Here is a 17,928-nt window from a genome sequence, read left to right as displayed (position 1 = left end):
GCTCCCTACCATGCGCGCCGGGGAGCTAAGTGTTCGACTTCCCGCGGCGTGTCGACAGGGGGCTAGGGATAGCAGGCTCGACGTAATCCACATGGCCGTGAACGCCGCCTATTTATTTCGCCGTCCGGCGCATCGCGCGAACGGCTTTCGGGGATGGATATCCAGATATGCAAAGCGCCGGGGCGTGAGCCACCGGCGCTTTGCATATGCGGGAGGTTGATTCGCGCGGGATCAGTCGGTACCGATCACCTTGCCCGTATGCGGATCGATCTGCAGCTTCACGTCGGCGCCGGCGGGGTTCTCCGCCTTGGCGCGCCACAGGCCATCCTTGAAATCCACGTCGTGCACGTGGGTGTAACCGGCGGTGGAGAGCGAGGCACGCACGTCTGTTTCGCTGAGGCGCGAGACTTGTTCGTCGGGATACGCCTCGCCGGTGCGCGGATCGATCTTGACGGTGACGCTGCGACCATCCGCGCTTTTTGCGCGGGCCCGCCACATGCCGTCGCGGAATTTCAGATCGTGGATCTTCTTGTAGCCCTGCTGCTCGAGCTGGTTGTGCACCTGCCGTTCGGTCAGCGCGTCCTGCGCCATCGCGAGCGGAGCGGCCAGCGCTACGGCGAGCGCCAGTGCGGTGGCCAATGAAGAAGGATGAAGCTTCATCGACGTCTCCTCTTTGCGGTGGGGAATGGAGCCCGTCGAGTCTTCCTTCGGCGGACGCAACCTCGGGTGAACGAGGACGCCGCGTACACGAAGCGAAAGATGCGCTGAATAGCGCGCTGCTTGGATAGCTAGGAAAAAATCCCGGCGGCGAGTCGCTCCGACGACCTCGCCGCCGCTGGCGTGCTCGCCAGTACCGGCCATCCCCGGCAGTAGGAAGGTGGCCCGCGGCGAGGGTCGGGCTGGCAAGGGGGCACGTGCAACTGACCTCGCCGCGGGCACGTGAGCATCGTGCCGATGAGGCTCGACGCCCGGAATCAGATAAGTCCTATTAGGCGAGCCGGGTGCCGCGCGGTTCAGGCCGGGAAGTTCTGCAGCTTGTGCTCGAACGCAGCCATATCGCCGACGAACCAGAACATCGCTCCGCGATTGGTCTCATGCGCGAAATCGCGCAGCGCCTTGCTGCGTTCCAGCCACGCATCGATGTTGCCGATCACCGCGACACGCACGCCGTAGTTGACGAACTTCTGCAGCATCGCGCCGGCCAGGCGGGTGTCGAGGCGGAAGAAGTCTTCGTGCAGACGTTCGGCGGGCAAGGCGACCCACGTGGCCTCGTGCACGCCGGCCTCGGCGATCAGATCGTTCGCGTCGCGCTCCTGCGCCAGCAGCGGACCTTGCGCGGCATAGACCAGCACACGGGTGCCGGCGAGCGTGGAGATGCCTTCGAGCATGTTCCTGATCCTTCCGTGGGGCGTGGCGCGCGGCTCAGTTCATCAGCTGCTGCAGATAAGTCACTACTTCCTCTTCCGGGAGGAAGGTGAGCACGTCGTCCACTTTCAAGCCGTACTTGCGCTTGATGTCCATGAACTCGGTCCTGGCCAGCGCCAGGCGCTGCTCCGGATTGAGGCGGGCCAGTTCGTCGCGCGACAGCGGCGCGGAAGGTTTGCGATCGACAGCTGCGAGTTCTTCCTGGAACTGACGCCAGATATCGTCAGAAATGCGAGTAGGCATTGCTGCGGGGATTCTTGTCGGGAGGAGGGGAATGTAGCAGCCGCATCGCCGGATGCTAGCGGTTGATGATGGCCTGGGCGCCGCGCACCAGGATGCCGCTGCGCGATTCGCCGGGATGTTCGGCGACATAGCGGTCGATCATCTTGAGCAGCGGCTCCGGCACGGTGATGTTCACGCGGATGGCCTTGGCGGTGAGCCTGGAGGTGTCGACGTCGATGACGTGCCAGGCCCACCGGGTGGCCGGGAAATGCCTTGGGCCGCCCCTGGGGTCCTTGCCCGAGATCAGGTCGGCGAGATTCGACGCGGCGGGAAAGTCCTTGCCTTCGCTCACCACGTCTTCGAGCGCGAACAGGATGGCTTCTTCGGCCTGGGCCAGGGCCTCGTCCAGTGTGTCGCCGGCGCTGAATACACCGGGGAAGTCGGGGACGATGACACCGAAGGCGGTTTTATCGTTGCCGGTTTCGATGACGACGGGGTAACGCATAGGCACCTCGGGCAAGGCTCAAAGGCCAGCCTGCTTGAGTATGGCGGCGACCAGTCCCTTGCCCAGGTCCTTCTTGGGATGAGGAATGATCACCGTGATCCGGGCCGCGTTGCGCAGCTTGTGGTGGCTGCCGCGGACGCCGACCAGAAAGAAGCCTTTGGATCGGAGGAGCTTGAGAAGGTCGGCGCTGTTCATGGCTTTTATACACACATAGTGTGTATCGGTCAATGGGCGGGGGGTGAACAGCGACAGGCTAGAGGCCGGCGCGGGCCGATCGGCGTAACCAGGCCTGCTTTTGGGCTTGCGCTTACGCTGCACCGGGCAGGACGCGAACTATCCGATGCGCATGCGCTTCGTTCGACGGTATGCGCGACGACGCGAGCGCGACGCACCGCTCGTCGAACGAACGATCCGATATTGAGCAAGCCTGGGATTTTTGCGGCTGCTTCAGCGCAACGCTGGAAAACCGCTTGAGATGGTGGCCGAGGACGGAATCGAACCGCCGACACGGGGATTTTCAATCCCCTGCTCTACCAACTGAGCTACTCGGCCAGAAGTGCTGACGACCAGGAAGGTCATCGGTACTGCGTGGAGCCGCGCATTAAACCGAAGTTCGCCGCGGCCGTCAAGAATCCGCGTCGGGCGCCACATAGCCTTCCGGCTGTGCGACGTCGCCGCCGAACAGGAATTTTTCCATTTCCTCGCCCAGGAACTTGCGCGCCTTCGGGTCCAGCGGGTTGAGGCGGTATTCGTTGATCAGCATGGTCTGGTGCGCCAGCCATTCCTGCCACGCGGGCTTGGAGATTTCCGCGTAGATGCGCTGGCCGAGCGGGCCGGGCCAGGGGGCGAAGTCCAGGCCTTCGGCTTCGATGCCGAGCTTGGCGCAGCGGATGGTACGGCTCATCGCGGAGTTTCCTTAGAGACTTTGCAGCAGGGTGCGCACGGGAGCGGGCAGGCCGAGCGCGGCGAGGTCGCCGGTGTCGCACCAGCGCAGCGCGGGATTATCGGCGATGGCGCGATGCGCTGTCGCGCCGTCGAACAGCAGCGGCTCCACCTGCAGGCGGTAATGGCTGAAGACGTGCACGAAGGGCGCGAGCGCCTGGGCGTCGTCGATACGCGCCAGCTGCTGCGCCTTGCGCCAGGCCTCTTCGGTGCCCTCCGCTTCCGGCAGGCTCCACAGGCCGGCCCATACGCCCTGCGGGCCGCGGCGTTCCAGCAGCACGCGGCGGCGTTCGTCGCGCAGCAGCAGCATTACGGTGGAGCGCGTGGGCACGGCCTTGCCGGGCTTGGCGCTGGGCAGTTGCGCGGTGAGCTGGTCGCGTTTCGCCACGCAGTCGGCGGCGACGGGGCAGTCCTCGCACTTCGGCTTCGAGCGCACGCAGACGGTGGCGCCCAGATCCATGATCGCCTGCGTGTAGTGGGCGACGCGCGCGGCCGGCGTGTACGCCTGCGCATGCCGCCACAGTTCTTTTTCCACCGCGCTCTGGCCGGGATGCCCGTGGATGCCGAGATGGCGTGTCAGCACGCGCTTGACGTTGCCGTCGAGGATGGCGAAGCGCAGCCCGTGCGCCTGCGCCAGGATGGCACCGGCGGTGGAGCGGCCGATGCCGGGCAGGGCAGCGAGCGCATCGAAATCGCGCGGCAGTTCGCCGCCGTGCTGTTCCACGCACAGCTGCGCGGCGCGATGCAGAAAGCGGGCGCGGCGGTAGTAGCCCAGGCCCGACCACAGCGCGAGCACCGTGTCCTCATCCGCCGCGGCCAGGTCGCGCAGCGTCGGCAGCGCGCCGACGAAGCGCTGGAAGTAGGGAATCACCGTGCCGACCTGGGTCTGCTGCAGCATCACCTCCGACAGCCATACGCGGTAGGCATCGCGCGGATGCTGCCAGGGCAGGTCGTGGCGGCCATGGCGGTCGAACCACGCCAGCAGCCGGGTGGCGAAATCGGGCATCGCGAGCTTGCTCATTTCGGTGCGCGCGGCGCGGCGGGCTTGCTGTCGGCGGGCGCGGCCGCGGAAGCCGCGGACACCGGGGCGACGCCGGTCTTGATGCTCAGGCCTTCGATGCTCACGCCGCCGCTTTCCAGCTTGGCGATCTCGGCGGTGCCGCTGCCGGGCGGCACGCTCAGGCGCGGACCCTGCGGATGGTTGAGCTGCGCCCACCAGTCGGCCAGCGCCAGTGGCGGCAGGCGCAGGTCGGCGTGGTTGCCGGGGCCGTCGAGCTTGACCGCCAGCAGCAGCGGGTCGACCTGGTTGGCGGGAGTCAGCACCAGCGAGGTGTCGTAGACGCCGGCCTCGGCGTGATCGAGCTTGCCGCGCAGGCGCAGCGAGGCATCGGCGGCGCCGTGCCAGTGTGCGTCGCCGGACAGTTGCAAGGTGAGCGTGCTGCCTTGGGAGAAGTGCACGCCCAGCGCATCCAGTTGCAGCGTGTCGCCCTTCAGGCGCGGCGTCGCCGACAGATCCAGCTGCAGCGGTTCGCCCGCTGCATCCTTGGCGGAAATCGACAGCGGAAACGGCTGGCCGGAGATCAGGCTGCCGGTATCCAGCGACACGTCGCCCAGCAGCAATTCATTGCCGCGCACCAGGCTGCCGCGCGTCACGCGCACGCCGGCGTCGATGCGCGGAATCTGCGGCGGCTCGCCGGCCGAACGCGGCGGCAGGCTGGCGGCCCAGGCTTCCAGTGCGTCCAGGTCCACGCGCGGAGAATCGATCTCCAGCCGCGAAATCACCGTCTCCTTGCCCAGCAGCGCGCGCCACGGCAGCTGCAGGCGGCCGCGCGCGGCGAGCAGGATCGGCATGCTGGCGTCTTTCGCGCTCAGCGTGAGCCCCTGCAGTTCCAGCGCGGGGCGCGGAAACAAGGTGGGGCTGGCGGGGCTGGCGAGATTGAGCACCAGGCCGGCGTTGCTGGCTTCGCGCTGCAGCAGCGCGGTGAAGCGGCTCGGCTGCAGCAGCAGGTACAGCGAGATCACCGCGGTCAGCAGCCCGACCAGCGCCAGGCCGCCGACGCTCCACAGCGCGATGCGCAGCCAGCGCGGCAGGGTCACTCGCATGGCTGGCGCATACCGTCAGGCACCGATGCTGGCCGGCAGCAGGCCGTCCACGTAATCCTGGGCGTCGAACACGCGCAGGTCCGTGGCGCTTTCGCCCAGGCCGACATAGCGGATCGGCAGCCCGAACTCGCGGGCCAGCGCGAACACCACGCCGCCCTTGGCGGTGCCGTCCAGCTTGGTCACCACCAGGCCGGTCACGCCGACGATCTGGCGGAACTGGCGCACCTGGCTCACCGCGTTCTGGCCGGTGGTGCCGTCGATCACCATCAGCACCTCGTGCGGCGCGTCGGCGTCGAGCTTCTTCAGCACGCGGGCGATCTTGCCCAGCTCGTCCATCAGGCCGCCCTGGGTATGCAGGCGGCCGGCGGTGTCGGCGATCAGCACGTCGGCGCCGCGCGAGCGCGCGGCCTGCAGCGCATCGAAGATCACGCTGGCCGAATCGGCGTCCTGGCCCTGCGCGATCACCGGCACGCTGTTGCGCGCGCCCCAGGTCTTGAGCTGTTCCACCGCGGCGGCGCGGAAGGTATCGCCGGCGGCGAGCAGCACCGCGCGGTTCTCGTCGCGGTAGCGGCGCGCCAGCTTGCCGATGGTGGTGGTCTTGCCGACGCCGTTGATGCCCACGGTGAGCACCACGAAGGGCTTGCGTCCGCTGACGTCGAGCGGCTGCTGCACCGGCGCCAGCAGGGTCACCAGTTCCTTGCGCAGCGCGGCCAGCAGGGCGGCGGCGTCGCCGAACTCACGCTTGTGCATGCGCTTGCGCAGGTCTTCCACCAGCGAGGTGCTGGCCTCGATGCCGACGTCGGCGGTGATCAGGGTGGTTTCCAGCTCGTCGAGCAAAGCGTCGTCGAGCTTGGGGTTGCGGCTGAACAGCGAACTCAGGCCGCGCGCGAAGGAGCTGCCGGACAGGCGTTCGCGCCAGCTGCGCTTGGCCGGAGCGGCTTCGGCGGCGGGGACTTCGAAGGGGTGTTCCTCGGTGTCGGGTTCGGCCGGCGGGGCGGCTTCCGACAGTGCCTCGCCGAGCGCGGGGTTATCCAGCGAGCCGGTATCCGCGTCGTGCGGAATGGCCGCGACCGGAGCGCCGGCGGCCTGCTCGTCTGCAGCCTGCTCGGCCGGCGGCGGCGTGGGCGTCTCGGCGGGTTTCTTCTTCCAGAACTTGAGCATTGCGGCGGGGATTCGAAGACAATGCCGCCCATGCTACCACCCCCGACTTTTCCTCCCCGACTCCCAGCCGGCACCCCGCGCATCGCAGCGCGGCCGCGGTTCACATGAGCGGCGCGGCCGGGCGCATCCGCATCATCGGCGGCACGCTGCGCAATTCCCGTCTGGACGTACCCGGACTGCCGGGCCTGCGCCCCACCGCCGAGCGGGTGCGCGAAACGCTGTTCAACTGGCTGGCGCCGGTGATCGCCGGTGCGGAATGCCTGGATCTGTGCGCAGGGACCGGGGCGCTGGGCATCGAGGCGCTGTCGCGCGGCGCGGCGCGCACGCAGTTCGTGGAGCGCGATCCGCGCGCGGCGCAGGCCCTGCGCGGCAACCTTGTCCGCTTGAAGGCGGCCGGCGGCGAGGTGGCGGCGGCGGATGCCGGGGCTTACCTGCAAGGCCCGGCGCGGCCGTATGGCGTGGTCTTCCTCGACCCGCCCTTCGCGCTGGAGCTGTGGGAGCCGCTGTCCAGGCGGCTGGAAAGCGGCGGCTGGCTGTCGCCTTCGGCGTGGATCTACGTCGAATCGCCGCGCGGCAAGACGCTGGGCCTGCCGCCTGCGTGGCAGCTGCATCGCGAGGGCCATGCCGGCGAGGTGCGCTACGCACTCTATCGGCGGGTTGCCTGAGCCAGCCCAGGCGCTAAGCTACCGGTCCTTTTCGCCGCAGCGTCGAAGCCCACGTGAATCCGCCGGTCAATACGCGTCTCGCCGTCTATCCGGGCACCTTCGATCCGATCACCAACGGACACGCCGACCTGGTCGCGCGCGCCGCGCCGCTGTTCGAGCGGGTGGTGGTGGCCGTGGCCGAAAGCCAGAACAAGGGCGGCAAGGGCCCGGGCTTCAGCCTCAACGAGCGCATCGCGCTGGCGCGTCTGGCCCTGGCCGACCTGCGCAACGTGGAAGTGCGCGGCTTCGACTGCCTGCTGGCGGACTTCGTGCGCGAAATCCACGCCGGCGTGATCATCCGCGGCCTGCGCGCGGTGTCGGACTTCGAATACGAATTCCAGCTGGCCAGCATGAACCGCCATCTGATTCCCGGTGTGGAAACGCTGTTCCTCACCCCGGCCGAGCAGTACAGCTTCATCTCGTCTTCGCTGGTGCGCGAGATCGGCCGCCTCGGCGGCGACATCTCCGGTTTCGTGCACCCGGCCGTGCAGCAGGCGATGCGCCAGCGCCGTATCTAGGGAACCTCTGATCTATTCCTACGTACCCGGCATGACGTCCAGAAGGCCCGCAGGCGTGGCCGCGCGGCGCCGGGAAGACTGGCCGTCTTGCCAAGTCGCGCGGCCACGCCTGCGGGCCTTCTGGACGTCACCCCATCTTTAAATCTAACTCGTTGCGGTGACGGGCACGTAGGAATAGATCAGAGGTTCCCTAAGCGTGGTTTGCATCGGGGGCGCTCGTGTATGCTCCCGGCCATCCTGCGGACAGGGGCAGCGTTCCCGTCAGCGGCACCGGAGGGTCCTGTCTTCCGGGATCCACCTCCAGACTTCCAAGAACTCCAGGGTGACCACCATGTACAAGTACGCACTCCTTGCCGCCATCGCGCTCGGCTCGCTGGCCCTCGCCGGCTGCAACAAGGGCGAGGACGAGAACGCCAGCCAGGCCACCACGCAGACCGCGCAGGTTTCCAAGCCGACCGACCCGAACGACGCCAAGGCCTGGAACGCGTACCTCGGCCAGATCGTGCAGAAGAACATGCAGGGCATGACCGCCGATCGCCCGTACCCCTACCTGGTGAACGCCGGCGACAGCGACGACGACAAGGCCAAGCGCGACCGCCAGCTGTCGAACGTGCAGGACACCGTGGCCCGCGGCGTGCTGCCGGGCAATATGCTGGTGTTCGCCGGTCCGGAATCGGCCAAGACCGCCGACCTGATCATCGAAGCCTTCAAGGATGCCAAGCCGGGTTCCTTCAAGGACGTGATCATCCTGTTCATCGGCGACCAGGCCGACGAGGCGCGCGTCACCACCGCGCTGCAGCCGACCGGCGCCAAGCTGCGCTTCGTGGCGATGTAAGCCAGGGCTGCGGCCTTCGCGGCAAGAACCCGCGGCGTGCAGACGCCGCGGGTTTTTTTATTGGGCGAAATCCCGGGCCCCGGGCCGATTGCTGCGCCGCGGCATCCGGCGCTACCGTGTACACTCGCGCGATGTCCCTGAAAATCCTCGATACCTGCGTCAACTGCGACGTATGCGAACCGGTCTGTCCGAACAAGGCTATCTCGCTGGGCGAGGAGTACTACGTGATCGACCCGGCGCTGTGCACCGAGTGCGTGGGGCATCATGACGAACCGCAATGCATCGAGGTCTGCCCGGTCGAATGCATCCTGGTCGACCCCGAGCACACCGAGACGCAGGAACAGCTTCAACTCAAGTACCGCCAGTTGATGAACGAGGGGCAGGCATGAGGTTTTCCGTGAAGTGGCCGGCGCTGCGCGCCCGCGCCGTGCTGTTGGGCCTGCTGCTGGTCAGTGGCGCCGCCTGTGCGGATGGTCCGCATAACGTTCCCGCCGCGGCGAAGACGCCAACCGCGCTGAAGGGCCCGGGCAAGGCCGCCATCGCCAGCGCCAACTTCCACGCCACCGAGGCCGGCCTCGAAGTGATCGCCAAGGGCGGCAACGCCTTCGACGCGGCGATCGCGGTGGCCTCCGCGCTGTCGGTGGTGGAACCGGAAAGCTCCGGCATCGGCGGCGGTTTCATGGCGGTGCTGCACCGCGCTGCCGACGGCAAGGACATCTTCATCGATGCGCGCGAGACCGCGCCGGCTTCGGTGAACGCCAAGGACTACCTCAGCGCCGACGGCTCGCCCAACCGCGACGCCGCGCTCAACGGCCCGCTCTCCGCCGGCATTCCCGGCGAACCGGCCGGCCTGGCCTGGCTGGCCAGGCACTACGGCAAGCTGCCGCTGAAGGAGTCGCTGGCCCCGGCGGTGCGCCTGGCCCGCGACGGTTTCGAGCCGGACAGCCGCCTGCTCAACGCCATCGAGGAACGCCAGAAGGACATCCGGCGCTGGCCCGCTTCCGCCGCCAAGTTCCTGCCGGGCGGCAAGGTGCCGGGCAAGGGCGAAACCTGGCGCGATCCCGGCCAGGCCCGCACGCTGGAACGGCTGGGAGAGCAGGGCCACGACGGTTTCTATCGCGGCGACGTGGCGCAGAAGCTGGTCGCCGCGGTGAACGCGGCCGGCGGCCACTGGAGCGCCAAGGACCTGGAGAGCTACCAGGTGAAGGAGCGCGCGCCGATCGTGGTCGACTACCGCGGCTACCGCATCGTCACCGCGCCGCCGCCTTCCTCGGGCGGCGTGGCGGTGGCCGAGATCCTCAATATTCTTTCCGGCTTCGACCTGGCCAAGCTGGACGACGCGCACCGCACGCATCTGGTGATCGAGGCGATGCGCCGCGCCTTCCGCGACCACAACGATTACCTGGGCGACCCGGACTTCGTGAAGATGCCGCTGGACATGCTGCTGTCGCCTTACTACGCGGCCGGCCTGCGCCAGACCATCCTGCCGGACAAGGCCACGCCTTCCGCGATGCTGCCGGCGAGCACCGGCGTCGATCCGGGCATGCACACCACGCATTTCTCGGTGATCGACCGCGAGGGCAATATCGCCTCGATCACGCTCACGGTTAACTACACCCTGGGTTCCACCTTCGTCGCCGACGGCACCGGCGTGCTGCTCAACGACGAGATGGACGACTTCGCCCTGGTGCCGAACATGCCTAACGTCTACGGCCTGCTCGGCAGCGCCGCCAACGCGCCGGCACCGGGCAAGCGCATGCTGTCGTCGATGACGCCGAGCATCGTGTTCGGTACCGACCGCGTCGGCGTGATCGGCTCGCCGGGCGGCTCCACCATCATCACCCAGGTGCTGGAAGGCATCATGGCGTTCATCGACGGCAAGGACGCGCTCGGCATCGCCGGGCAGAAGCGCTTCCATCACCAGTACATGCCGGACCGCGTGGACGTGGAGGAGGGCGTGTTCGACGCCGCCACCGCCGACGCGCTGACCCGCATGGGCCATACGCTGAAATCCCGCTCGCCGTGGGGCTATATGAACGTGGTCACCTGGGATCTCAAGAGCGGCAAGCTCGACGCGGCCAGCGATCCGCGCCGGCCGTCGGGCCTGGGCAAGGTGCAGTAAGAGGAACGCCGGCGCGCTGCTAAGGGGGCGCGCGCCGGTGCCATGAGACAAGTGGTAGGGCAGGGGATTTCCATGCAGTTGTGGTCGCTCACCGGTAACTCCCAGCAGCTCGACGGCGGTGCCATGTTCGGTAACGCGCCGAAGGCATTGTGGTCGCGCTGGATCGCGCCCGATGCGCAGAACCGCATCCCGCTGGCCTGCCGCTGCCTGCTCGCCAGGGGTCTGGACGGCCGCAACGTGCTGTTCGAAACCGGCATCGGCGCCTTCTTCGAGCCCGCGCTGCGCGAACGCTACGGCGTGGTGGAAGAACGCCACGTGCTGCTCGACTCGCTGGCCCAGGCCGGTTTGTCGCACCAGGACATCGACGTGGTGGTGCTGTCGCACCTGCACTTCGACCATGCCGGCGGCCTGCTCGCCGCGTGGGAAGAAGGCGAGCCGCCCAGCCTGCTGTTCCCCAAGGCCACCTACGTGGTGGGCGCCGAACACTGGCGCCGCGCGCAGCAGCCGCATCCGCGCGACCGCGCCTCGTTCATTCCCGAACTGCAGGCGCTGCTGGAAGACAGCGGGCGGCTGGAGCTGGTCGAAGGCGAGCATTCCGCGACGCTGGGCGCGTCGGTGCGCTTCAGCTATTCGGACGGCCATACGCCCGGGCTGATGCTGGCCGAAGTGGGCGGCGTGGTGTTCTGCGCCGACCTCATCCCCGGCCGCTTCTGGGTGCACCTGCCGATCACCATGGGCTACGACCGCTACCCCGAAGAGATCATCGACGAGAAGCGCGCCTTCCTCGAAGACAAGCTCGCGCGCGGCATCGAACTGTTCTTCACCCACGACCACGACTGCGCCATCGCGCGTGTGGTGCGCGACGAGCGCGGCCGCTACGGCACCGCCGACGAACGGCGCGAGCTCGCCGGGCTGGTGCGCGCATGAGCGCGCGGCAATGGCTGGCGGGGCTTGCCGGCGCGGTGCTGGTGCTGGCGGGGCTCGGGCTGGTGGCGATGACCGAGCAGGCGGCGATCGAGCATCGCGTCGCGTCCGAGCGCCACGGCGGCCAGGTGCTGGACGTGCAGGGCGATGCGCGCCCCGATGTCGGCAAGGACCGCTATATGGTCCGCGTCAGCGGCCGCCTCAACGTGGTGGATGCGCCGCTCGATCCCGAATTCAACCAGCGCGTGGCCACGCCGGTGCTGGTGCGCCACGTGGAGATGTTCCAGTGGCGCGAAGTGCGCGTCGGCAGCGACGTGCACTACGAGCAGGACTGGGTCGACCGCCCGCTCGACGCCAGCCGTTTCGAAAAGCCCGCCGGCCACGCCAACCCGGGCGCCTTTCCCATCCAGGGCAAGCAGTTCGATGCCGGCCTGGTGAAGATCGGCGGCTATGCGCTCGCTCCCGCCTTGCTGCATGCCTTGCCGGGCGGCGACCTGATCGGTCCCGATCTGAAGACGCTGCCGGCCAATCTCGCCGCGAGTTTTTCCAGCTACGGCGATTACCTGGTGACCAGCGCCAGCCCCGAGCATCCGCGGCTGGGCGACCTGCGCGTGAGCTGGGAAGCCATCCCGGTGCAGGTGCTCACCGTCTTCGCCCGTCCGCAGGGCGACCTGCTGGTGCCGGCCAGCGACGCCGCCGACGGCAAGGGCTATGACGTGCAGGTCGGCGAACGCCGCCTGGTCGACGTGCTGCCGGACGTGCCGGAGCCGCCGGTCTTCGCCGTGGCGCGGCGCGTGCTGGCGGTGCTGCTGGTCAGCCTGGGCATCTTCCTGCTGCTGCGCAGCCGGATGTCCGACCATCACGCGCCGCTGATCGCGCTGGGCGCGGGCGTGCTGCTCGCCGGCGCCGTGGCGGGGGTCATGTGGCTGGGCAAGGACCTGCAGGCCAGCGCGTACTGGTTCGTGCTCGCGGTGGCGGGGCTCGCCGTGGTGGTGTGGCGGCTGCATGCACGGGCGGCTCACTGAATGCCGCTCAATCTCGTCATTCCGGTGAAAGCCGGAATGACGGATCTTGGACGTTGACCCCACCGCACACACGGGACGAGGCATGGCGGAGCAAGTCGATGTTCTGGTGGTGGGCGGCGGCATCAACGGCGCCGGCATCGCGCGCGATGCGGTAGGCCGCGGCTTGAGCGTCTGGCTGTGCGAGCAGGACGACCTGGCCGCGCACACCTCCAGCGCCAGCACCAAGTTGATCCATGGCGGCCTGCGCTATCTGGAGCAGTTCGAATTCGCCCTGGTGGGCAAGGCGCTGGCCGAGCGCGAGGTGCTGCTGCGCGTGGCGCCGCACATCATCTGGCCGCTGCGCTTCGTGCTGCCGCACCAGTCGCATCTGCGCCCGGCGTGGATGATCCGCCTGGGCCTGTTCCTCTACGACCATCTGCAGCGCGGCCGCCGCAGCCTGCCCGGCTCGCGCCGGGTGCGCCTGTCCCGGCATGCGGTGGGCCAGCCGCTGCGCGAGGAATTCCTCACCGGCTTCGTCTACTCCGACGCCTGGGTGCAGGACGCCCGCCTGGTGGTGCTCAACGCGATGGACGCCGTGCAGCGCGGCGCGCGCGTGATGACGCACACGCGCTGCGTCAGCGCGCGGCGCAGCGGCGACCGCTGGCTGGCGCGCCTGCAGGGCGCGGACGGCAGGATCACCGAAGTGGCGGCGCGCGCGCTGGTCAATGCCACCGGTCCGTGGGCCGTCGATTTCCTCGACGACGTCGCCGCCGAAGGCCACGACCGCAGCCTGCGCCTGGTCAAGGGCAGCCATATCGTGGTGCCCCGGCTGTACGAGCATCGCTACGCGTACATCTTCCAGCAACCTGACCGGCGCATCGTGTTCGCCATTCCCTACGAGCGCGAGTTCACCCTGATCGGCACCACCGACGTCGAATACCGCGCCGACCCGGCGCATCCGCGCATCGATGCGGAGGAAATCTCGTACCTGTGCGACGCGGTCAACCGCTACTTCAAGCGCAGCATCGCGCCGGCCGACGTAGTGTGGAACTACAGCGGCGTGCGTCCGCTGCTCGACGACGAAAGCGGCAAGGCCTCGGAAGTGACGCGCGATTACCTGCTGGAGATCGAGCCGGCCAGGGGCGCGCCCCTGCTCAACGTGTTCGGCGGCAAGCTCACCACCTTCCGCAAGCTGGCCGAGGAAGCGGTGGACAAGCTCGCGCCCCTGCTCGGCAACAAGGAACCCGCCTGGACCGGCAAGGGCCACCCGCTGCCCGGCGGCGATATCCAGGACGTCGACGGCCTGGCGCAGCAGCTGCGCGCCACGCGTCCCTGGCTGGGCGAGGCGATGGCCTGGCGCCTCGCGCATACCTACGGCAGCCAGTCGGTGCGCGTGATCGGTAATGCCGCTTCGCTGGCGGAACTCGGCGAGCATTTCGGCGCCGATCTCTACGCCAGCGAAGTGGACTACCTGCGCCGCTACGAATGGGCGAGCTGCGCCGAGGACGTGCTGTGGCGGCGCACCAAGCTGGGCCTGCACGTGGGTGCGGAAGGCGCGGCGCGGCTCGACGCGTATTTCGCCAAGAACTGAGATTCCGATTCACACGCCGGGCGCGGACGGCCCGGCGCATCCTGAGGAGAGCGGTGGAATGCGGCAGACGATCGGTGAATTGATTTCGGAAGCGCTGGCGATGTTCATCATCATCGGCCTGGGCGACTCGGTGGCGTGCATGTACGTGCTGTACGACCCCAGCCCGTACCAGAATGCCTACTGGGGCGTGTGCATCGCCTGGGGCCTGGCGGTGACCATCGCCATCTACGCCACCGCGTCGGTGTCCGGCACGCATGCCAACCCGGCGGTGACCTTGGCGCTGGCGCTGTTCCGCGGCTTTCCCTGGAAGAAGGTGCTGCCGTACACGGTAGCGCAGGTGATCGGCGCGTTTCTCGGCGCGGCCATCGTCTACGTGCTGTTCGGGCCGGTGATCGATCATTACAACCAGACGCACGGGCTTACCCGCGAAGCCGGCGGAGCGGCCGGCGTGTTCTTCACCCATCCGGGGCTGGCGATCACGCCGATGCATGCGCTGCTGGACCAGGTGATCCTTACTGCCTTCCTGCTGTTCGGCATCTTCGCCATCACCGAGCGCTTCAACGAGATGGCGCCCGGCGCCAATTCCGGCGCGCTGATGATCGGCCTGCTGGTGGCGACCATCGGCGCCTCGATGGGCTATCTCGAAGCCTGGGCGATCAACCCCGCGCGCGATTTCGGCCCGCGCGTGTTCGCCTTCTTCGCCGGCTGGGGCAGTTCGGCCTTGCCCAGTCCGGACAACTACTGGTGGGTGCCGATCGCCGGTCCGCTGATCGGCGGCGTGGTCGGTGCCGGCGCGTACCAGCTGCTGGTGCATCCGTTCCTGCCGGCGCGCGTGCGCGAGCTGGAAGCGGCGCGCGCGGCCGCCGCGCAGGGCAAGCCGGTTTCCTCTTCCAGCACGTCGGCCTGAGCGAGGCGTTCCATGGACAAGACCTACATCCTGGCGATCGACCAGGGCACCACCAGCTCGCGCGCCATTCTGTTCGACCACGACGGCCACATCGTGGGCACCGCGCAGCGCGAATTCCCGCAGGTGTTCCCGCAGCCCGGCTGGGTGGAGCACAACCCGCGCGAGATCATGACCAGCGTGCTGGTGACCATGACCGAGGTGATCAACCAGGCCGGCGTGGACCCGGCGCGCATCGCCGGCATCGGCATCACCAACCAGCGCGAGACCACGGTGGTGTGGGACAAGAGCAGCGGCCAGCCGATCCACAACGCCATCGTGTGGCAGTCCCGCCAGACCGCCGCGATCTGCGAGCGGCTGAAGCAGGAAGGCTACGACGAGCTGGTGCGCGGCAAGACCGGCCTGCTGATCGACGCGTACTTCGCCGGAACCAAGGTGCGCTGGATCCTCGACCACGTCGACGGCGCGCAGGAGCGCGCGGAACGCGGCGAGCTGCTGTTCGGCACCATCGACACCTGGCTGATCTGGAACCTCACCGGCGGCAAGGTCCACGTCACCGACTACACCAATGCCTCGCGCACGCTGATCTACGACATCTACCGGCGCCAGTGGGACGATGAGCTGCTGCGGATGCTGAACATTCCGCGCGCGATGCTGCCTGAGGTGAAGTCCTCCAGCGAGATCTACGGCCAGACCTTGCCCAAGCATTTCTTCGGCCGCGAAGTGCCGATCGCCGGTATCGCCGGCGACCAGCAGGCCGCGCTGTTCGGCCAGGCCTGCTTCGAGCCGGGCCTGGCCAAGAACACCTACGGCACCGGCTGCTTCATGCTGATGAACACCGGCGAGAAAGCGGTGGCGTCGAAGAACGGCCTGCTCACCACCATCGCCTGGGGTGTCGACGGCAAGGTCGAATACGCGCTGGAAGGCAGCATCTTCGTCGCCGGCTCGGTGATCCAATGGCTGCGCGACGGCCTGCGCATGCTGGGCAAGGCCAGCGATTCGCAGGACTACGCCGAGCGCGCGCGCGACAGCGAGGGCGTGTACTTCGTGCCGGCCTTCGTCGGCCTGGGTGCGCCGTACTGGCGCAGCGACGTGCGCGGCGCGGTGTTCGGCTTGTCGCGCGGCACCACCAAAGAGCAGTTCATCCGCGCGGCGCTGGAATCGATGGCGTACCAGACCCGCGACGTGCTCGAAGCGATGCAGAGCGATTCGGGCATCGAGCTGAAGGAGCTGCGCGCGGACGGCGGCGCCATCGCCAACGATTTCATGGCGCAGTTCCAGGCGGACATTCTCGACGTCACCCTGCTGCGGCCGAAGGTGCAGGAGACCACCGCACAGGGTGCTGCGTATCTGGCCGGGCTCGCGGTGGGCTTCTGGCAGAGCCGCGAGGAGATCGCGCGGCGCTGGGCGGTGGACCGGGAGTTCAAGCCGTCGATGGCGCAGGAGAAGCGCGAGAAGCTTTATGGCGGCTGGAAGAAGGCGGTGCGGGCGACGATGGAGTTCACGCCGGACTGATCGTCACGCCCGCGTAGGTTGGGGTGAGCCGAAGGCGAACCCCAACAGGGGCGCATGCGTAGCGGAGACGTTGGGGTTCGCTGCGCTCACCCCAACCTACGCTGTTCAATGCGGCTTCTGCTCCGCAAACGAATGCACATGGTCCGCCCAGCGGATCGCTTCCAGATACGCCGCCGCCATGCGCCGGATATGCTGCGGCGAGGCTTCGCCGCCGCGCAGCTCGCCGGCTTCCCAGCGCTGCACCTGTTCCAGCAGCGGCGCGAACGGCCCCTGCTGTTCCAGCAGGGCGGCGCGGATGTCCGGGGCCAGCGGCAGATGCTGCAGCAGCAGTTCCATCGGCGCGCACATCAGGCTTTCCAGCAGCGAGAACAGGCCGGTGGTGAAGGCCATCTCGCGCTGCTCGCGCGACAGGTTCTGCGCCAGCTGCTCGCACATGTGGGCGCGGATCAGCGCGGCGCGCAGCAGTTCCGGCGGACGGTCGTCCATGCCGCTCAGCGCCATGGTGCTGATCCAGTTGCGCATGCGGGTCAGGCCGAAAAAGATCGCCGCCTGCTCCACCGACTTCAGCTGGCGCGGCAGCGCGAAATAAGCGGAGTTCACGCAGCCCAGCAGCTTGTAGCTGAGGATCACGTCGTTGCGGATGATCTGGCCCAGCTCCACCGGGCCGTTGCCGTCCTCGTCCAGCGCGCGCAGCAGGCGCAGCACGCTCAGGCGGTTGGCGGTGAGCACCGGCATGTCCACTTTCTCGGGACGCAGCAGGTACGGCCCCTGGATGCCGGCGAACGGCAGCGCCATGCAGCGGTTGCAGGTGTCGTGGTCGTTCACGTGGCCGGCCACCACGTGCAGGCCGCGCGCGTGCAGCGCTTCGCAGCGCTCGCGCAAGGTGGCTTCTTCGAGCCGGCTGGCATCCAGCCGCACGTAGCGCGACAGATCCAGCAGCACGCGCAGTTCGTCCAGGTCGCCGGCTTCGCCGTCCAGGTCCAGCAGCAGCGCGCAGCCGCGCGCCGACAGCTGGCGCAGGCGCTCCAGCAGCAGCACGTCGTGGATGGCCTGCGGCGAAACGACCAGGCCGATGCGCGGGTGGCGCAGCACCTGGTCGGCCTGTTCCAGCACCAGCTCGCGCGGCAGGCGCACGAACACGCGGTTGCCGCGGGCCCACTGGGTGACCGAGCCGTCGATGATGGTGGAGAGCAGGCGGTGGCCGAGCGCGGCCTCGTCCTCGCCGTCTTCCTGCAGCAGCAGCTCGTACGCCATCAGCTGGCGGTCGCGGTCGAGCATCGGGATGCGCACTACCGGCAGCGGCGAGCTGGCGGCGGTGCCGGCCAGGGCGGCGGCGTGGGCTTGGGCGGCTTCTACAGCGGTATCGGTCATGGAGAGGTCGGCCAGCGATGGTCCTGCGCCGGGGCAGGGCCGTGGGGGTTCGCCCGCCGCGTGCGGCAGGTCCTTCAGGTGG

20 protein-coding genes and 1 tRNA gene are annotated in these 17,928 nt (G+C 68.4%); 10 read left to right on the top strand and 11 right to left on the bottom strand.

Annotated features, from left to right (window positions below):
• Positions 1–231: 231 nt before the first annotated feature.
• The 10 genes from ISN75_RS17325 to ftsY all read right to left on the bottom strand — a co-directional run bounded on the left by ISN75_RS17325 (position 232) and on the right by ftsY (position 6,358).
• On the bottom strand, positions 232–660 hold the full coding sequence (locus ISN75_RS17325) for a PepSY domain-containing protein (RefSeq protein WP_167256661.1): 429 nt from the start codon (positions 658–660) through the stop codon (positions 232–234).
• 353 nt (positions 661–1,013) lie between these two features.
• The gene (locus ISN75_RS17320) at positions 1,014–1,388 is read right to left on the bottom strand and encodes a DUF4180 domain-containing protein (RefSeq protein WP_167256662.1); all 375 of its coding nucleotides are present in this window, start codon (positions 1,386–1,388) and stop codon (positions 1,014–1,016) included.
• 34 nt (positions 1,389–1,422) lie between these two features.
• On the bottom strand, positions 1,423–1,668 hold the full coding sequence (locus tag ISN75_RS17315) for a 2-hydroxyacyl-CoA dehydratase (RefSeq protein ID WP_167256663.1): 246 nt from the start codon (positions 1,666–1,668) through the stop codon (positions 1,423–1,425).
• Between the two features lie 55 nt (positions 1,669–1,723).
• Entirely contained in the window at positions 1,724–2,152 is a 429-nt protein-coding gene (locus tag ISN75_RS17310; RefSeq protein WP_167256664.1) for a type II toxin-antitoxin system HicB family antitoxin, read from the bottom strand.
• Positions 2,153–2,170: 18 nt separating this feature from the next.
• Entirely contained in the window at positions 2,171–2,347 is a 177-nt protein-coding gene (locus tag ISN75_RS17305; protein ID WP_167256665.1) for a type II toxin-antitoxin system HicA family toxin, read from the bottom strand.
• Between the two features lie 281 nt (positions 2,348–2,628).
• Positions 2,629–2,704, bottom strand: a tRNA-Phe gene (locus tag ISN75_RS17300).
• A 73-nt stretch (positions 2,705–2,777) separates the two neighbouring features.
• A complete protein-coding gene (locus tag ISN75_RS17295) occupies positions 2,778–3,056 on the bottom strand; it encodes an oxidative damage protection protein (RefSeq protein ID WP_167256666.1) in 279 nt (92 codons plus the stop codon).
• A 12-nt stretch (positions 3,057–3,068) separates the two neighbouring features.
• Complete coding sequence (gene mutY, locus ISN75_RS17290; RefSeq protein WP_343821079.1) at positions 3,069–4,100, bottom strand: A/G-specific adenine glycosylase; 1,032 nt, start codon at positions 4,098–4,100, stop codon at positions 3,069–3,071.
• An 11-nt stretch (positions 4,101–4,111) separates the two neighbouring features.
• Complete coding sequence (locus ISN75_RS17285) at positions 4,112–5,197, bottom strand: AsmA family protein (RefSeq protein WP_343820976.1); 1,086 nt, start codon at positions 5,195–5,197, stop codon at positions 4,112–4,114.
• Positions 5,198–5,212: 15 nt separating this feature from the next.
• A complete protein-coding gene (gene ftsY / locus ISN75_RS17280; protein ID WP_343820978.1) occupies positions 5,213–6,358 on the bottom strand; it encodes a signal recognition particle-docking protein FtsY in 1,146 nt (381 codons plus the stop codon).
• Positions 6,359–6,462: 104 nt separating this feature from the next.
• Between ftsY and rsmD the strand changes: the two genes are divergently transcribed.
• The 10 genes from rsmD to glpK all read left to right on the top strand — a co-directional run bounded on the left by rsmD (position 6,463) and on the right by glpK (position 16,475).
• The gene (gene rsmD / locus ISN75_RS17275) at positions 6,463–7,023 is read left to right on the top strand and encodes a 16S rRNA (guanine(966)-N(2))-methyltransferase RsmD (RefSeq protein WP_343820980.1); all 561 of its coding nucleotides are present in this window, start codon (positions 6,463–6,465) and stop codon (positions 7,021–7,023) included.
• Between the two features lie 53 nt (positions 7,024–7,076).
• The gene (coaD, locus tag ISN75_RS17270; RefSeq protein ID WP_026636784.1) at positions 7,077–7,580 is read left to right on the top strand and encodes a pantetheine-phosphate adenylyltransferase; all 504 of its coding nucleotides are present in this window, start codon (positions 7,077–7,079) and stop codon (positions 7,578–7,580) included.
• A gap of 331 nt (positions 7,581–7,911) precedes the next feature.
• Entirely contained in the window at positions 7,912–8,415 is a 504-nt protein-coding gene (locus ISN75_RS17265) for a hypothetical protein (protein ID WP_167256669.1), read from the top strand.
• A 131-nt stretch (positions 8,416–8,546) separates the two neighbouring features.
• A complete protein-coding gene (locus ISN75_RS17260) occupies positions 8,547–8,804 on the top strand; it encodes a YfhL family 4Fe-4S dicluster ferredoxin (protein ID WP_167256670.1) in 258 nt (85 codons plus the stop codon).
• Entirely contained in the window at positions 8,801–10,537 is a 1,737-nt protein-coding gene (gene ggt, locus ISN75_RS17255) for a gamma-glutamyltransferase (protein ID WP_343820983.1), read from the top strand. Before ISN75_RS17260 ends, ggt begins: the two co-directional genes overlap by 4 nt.
• 72 nt (positions 10,538–10,609) lie before the next feature.
• Positions 10,610–11,464: an MBL fold metallo-hydrolase gene (locus ISN75_RS17250; protein WP_343820985.1), complete on the top strand. Its 855-nt coding sequence runs from the start codon at positions 10,610–10,612 to the stop codon at positions 11,462–11,464.
• Positions 11,461–12,486, top strand: a complete 1,026-nt coding sequence (locus tag ISN75_RS17245; protein ID WP_167256673.1) for a TMEM43 family protein — start codon at positions 11,461–11,463, stop codon at positions 12,484–12,486. The genes ISN75_RS17250 and ISN75_RS17245 overlap by 4 nt, the downstream gene beginning before the upstream one ends.
• A gap of 82 nt (positions 12,487–12,568) precedes the next feature.
• Entirely contained in the window at positions 12,569–14,056 is a 1,488-nt protein-coding gene (glpD, locus tag ISN75_RS17240) for a glycerol-3-phosphate dehydrogenase (protein WP_167256674.1), read from the top strand.
• A 58-nt stretch (positions 14,057–14,114) separates the two neighbouring features.
• Complete coding sequence (locus tag ISN75_RS17235) at positions 14,115–14,963, top strand: MIP/aquaporin family protein (protein ID WP_343820990.1); 849 nt, start codon at positions 14,115–14,117, stop codon at positions 14,961–14,963.
• A 12-nt stretch (positions 14,964–14,975) separates the two neighbouring features.
• Positions 14,976–16,475, top strand: a complete 1,500-nt coding sequence (gene glpK, locus ISN75_RS17230; RefSeq protein WP_343820992.1) for a glycerol kinase GlpK — start codon at positions 14,976–14,978, stop codon at positions 16,473–16,475.
• Positions 16,476–16,580: 105 nt separating this feature from the next.
• Here glpK and ISN75_RS17225 read toward each other — a convergent pair whose 3' ends face one another.
• Positions 16,581–17,846 carry an EAL and HDOD domain-containing protein gene (locus tag ISN75_RS17225; RefSeq protein ID WP_243868122.1) on the bottom strand — a complete coding sequence of 422 codons (1,266 nt, stop codon included), beginning with the start codon at positions 17,844–17,846 and terminating at the stop codon, positions 16,581–16,583.
• Positions 17,847–17,928: the final 82 nt, after the last annotated feature.

The organism is Dyella marensis, from assembly GCF_049532885.1.
Classification (GTDB): domain Bacteria; phylum Pseudomonadota; class Gammaproteobacteria; order Xanthomonadales; family Rhodanobacteraceae; genus Dyella_D; species Dyella_D marensis.
This window is presented reverse-complemented; position numbering and strand designations above follow the sequence as displayed.

Coding starts and splice junctions, on each gene's coding strand:
- ISN75_RS17325 (WP_167256661.1), bottom strand. CDS start 660: ATGAAGCTTCATCCTTCTTCATTGGCCACCGCACTGGCGCTCGCCGTA.
- ISN75_RS17320 (WP_167256662.1), bottom strand. CDS start 1,388: ATGCTCGAAGGCATCTCCACGCTCGCCGGCACCCGTGTGCTGGTCTAT.
- ISN75_RS17315 (WP_167256663.1), bottom strand. CDS start 1,668: ATGCCTACTCGCATTTCTGACGATATCTGGCGTCAGTTCCAGGAAGAA.
- ISN75_RS17310 (WP_167256664.1), bottom strand. CDS start 2,152: ATGCGTTACCCCGTCGTCATCGAAACCGGCAACGATAAAACCGCCTTC.
- ISN75_RS17305 (WP_167256665.1), bottom strand. CDS start 2,347: ATGAACAGCGCCGACCTTCTCAAGCTCCTCCGATCCAAAGGCTTCTTT.
- ISN75_RS17295 (WP_167256666.1), bottom strand. CDS start 3,056: ATGAGCCGTACCATCCGCTGCGCCAAGCTCGGCATCGAAGCCGAAGGC.
- mutY (WP_343821079.1), bottom strand. CDS start 4,100: ATGCCCGATTTCGCCACCCGGCTGCTGGCGTGGTTCGACCGCCATGGC.
- ISN75_RS17285 (WP_343820976.1), bottom strand. CDS start 5,197: ATGCGAGTGACCCTGCCGCGCTGGCTGCGCATCGCGCTGTGGAGCGTC.
- ftsY (WP_343820978.1), bottom strand. CDS start 6,358: ATGCTCAAGTTCTGGAAGAAGAAACCCGCCGAGACGCCCACGCCGCCG.
- rsmD (WP_343820980.1), top strand. CDS start 6,463: ATGAGCGGCGCGGCCGGGCGCATCCGCATCATCGGCGGCACGCTGCGC.
- ISN75_RS17265 (WP_167256669.1), top strand. CDS start 7,912: ATGTACAAGTACGCACTCCTTGCCGCCATCGCGCTCGGCTCGCTGGCC.
- ISN75_RS17260 (WP_167256670.1), top strand. CDS start 8,547: ATGTCCCTGAAAATCCTCGATACCTGCGTCAACTGCGACGTATGCGAA.
- ggt (WP_343820983.1), top strand. CDS start 8,801: ATGAGGTTTTCCGTGAAGTGGCCGGCGCTGCGCGCCCGCGCCGTGCTG.
- ISN75_RS17250 (WP_343820985.1), top strand. CDS start 10,610: ATGCAGTTGTGGTCGCTCACCGGTAACTCCCAGCAGCTCGACGGCGGT.
- ISN75_RS17245 (WP_167256673.1), top strand. CDS start 11,461: ATGAGCGCGCGGCAATGGCTGGCGGGGCTTGCCGGCGCGGTGCTGGTG.
- glpD (WP_167256674.1), top strand. CDS start 12,569: ATGGCGGAGCAAGTCGATGTTCTGGTGGTGGGCGGCGGCATCAACGGC.
- ISN75_RS17235 (WP_343820990.1), top strand. CDS start 14,115: ATGCGGCAGACGATCGGTGAATTGATTTCGGAAGCGCTGGCGATGTTC.
- glpK (WP_343820992.1), top strand. CDS start 14,976: ATGGACAAGACCTACATCCTGGCGATCGACCAGGGCACCACCAGCTCG.
- ISN75_RS17225 (WP_243868122.1), bottom strand. CDS start 17,846: ATGACCGATACCGCTGTAGAAGCCGCCCAAGCCCACGCCGCCGCCCTG.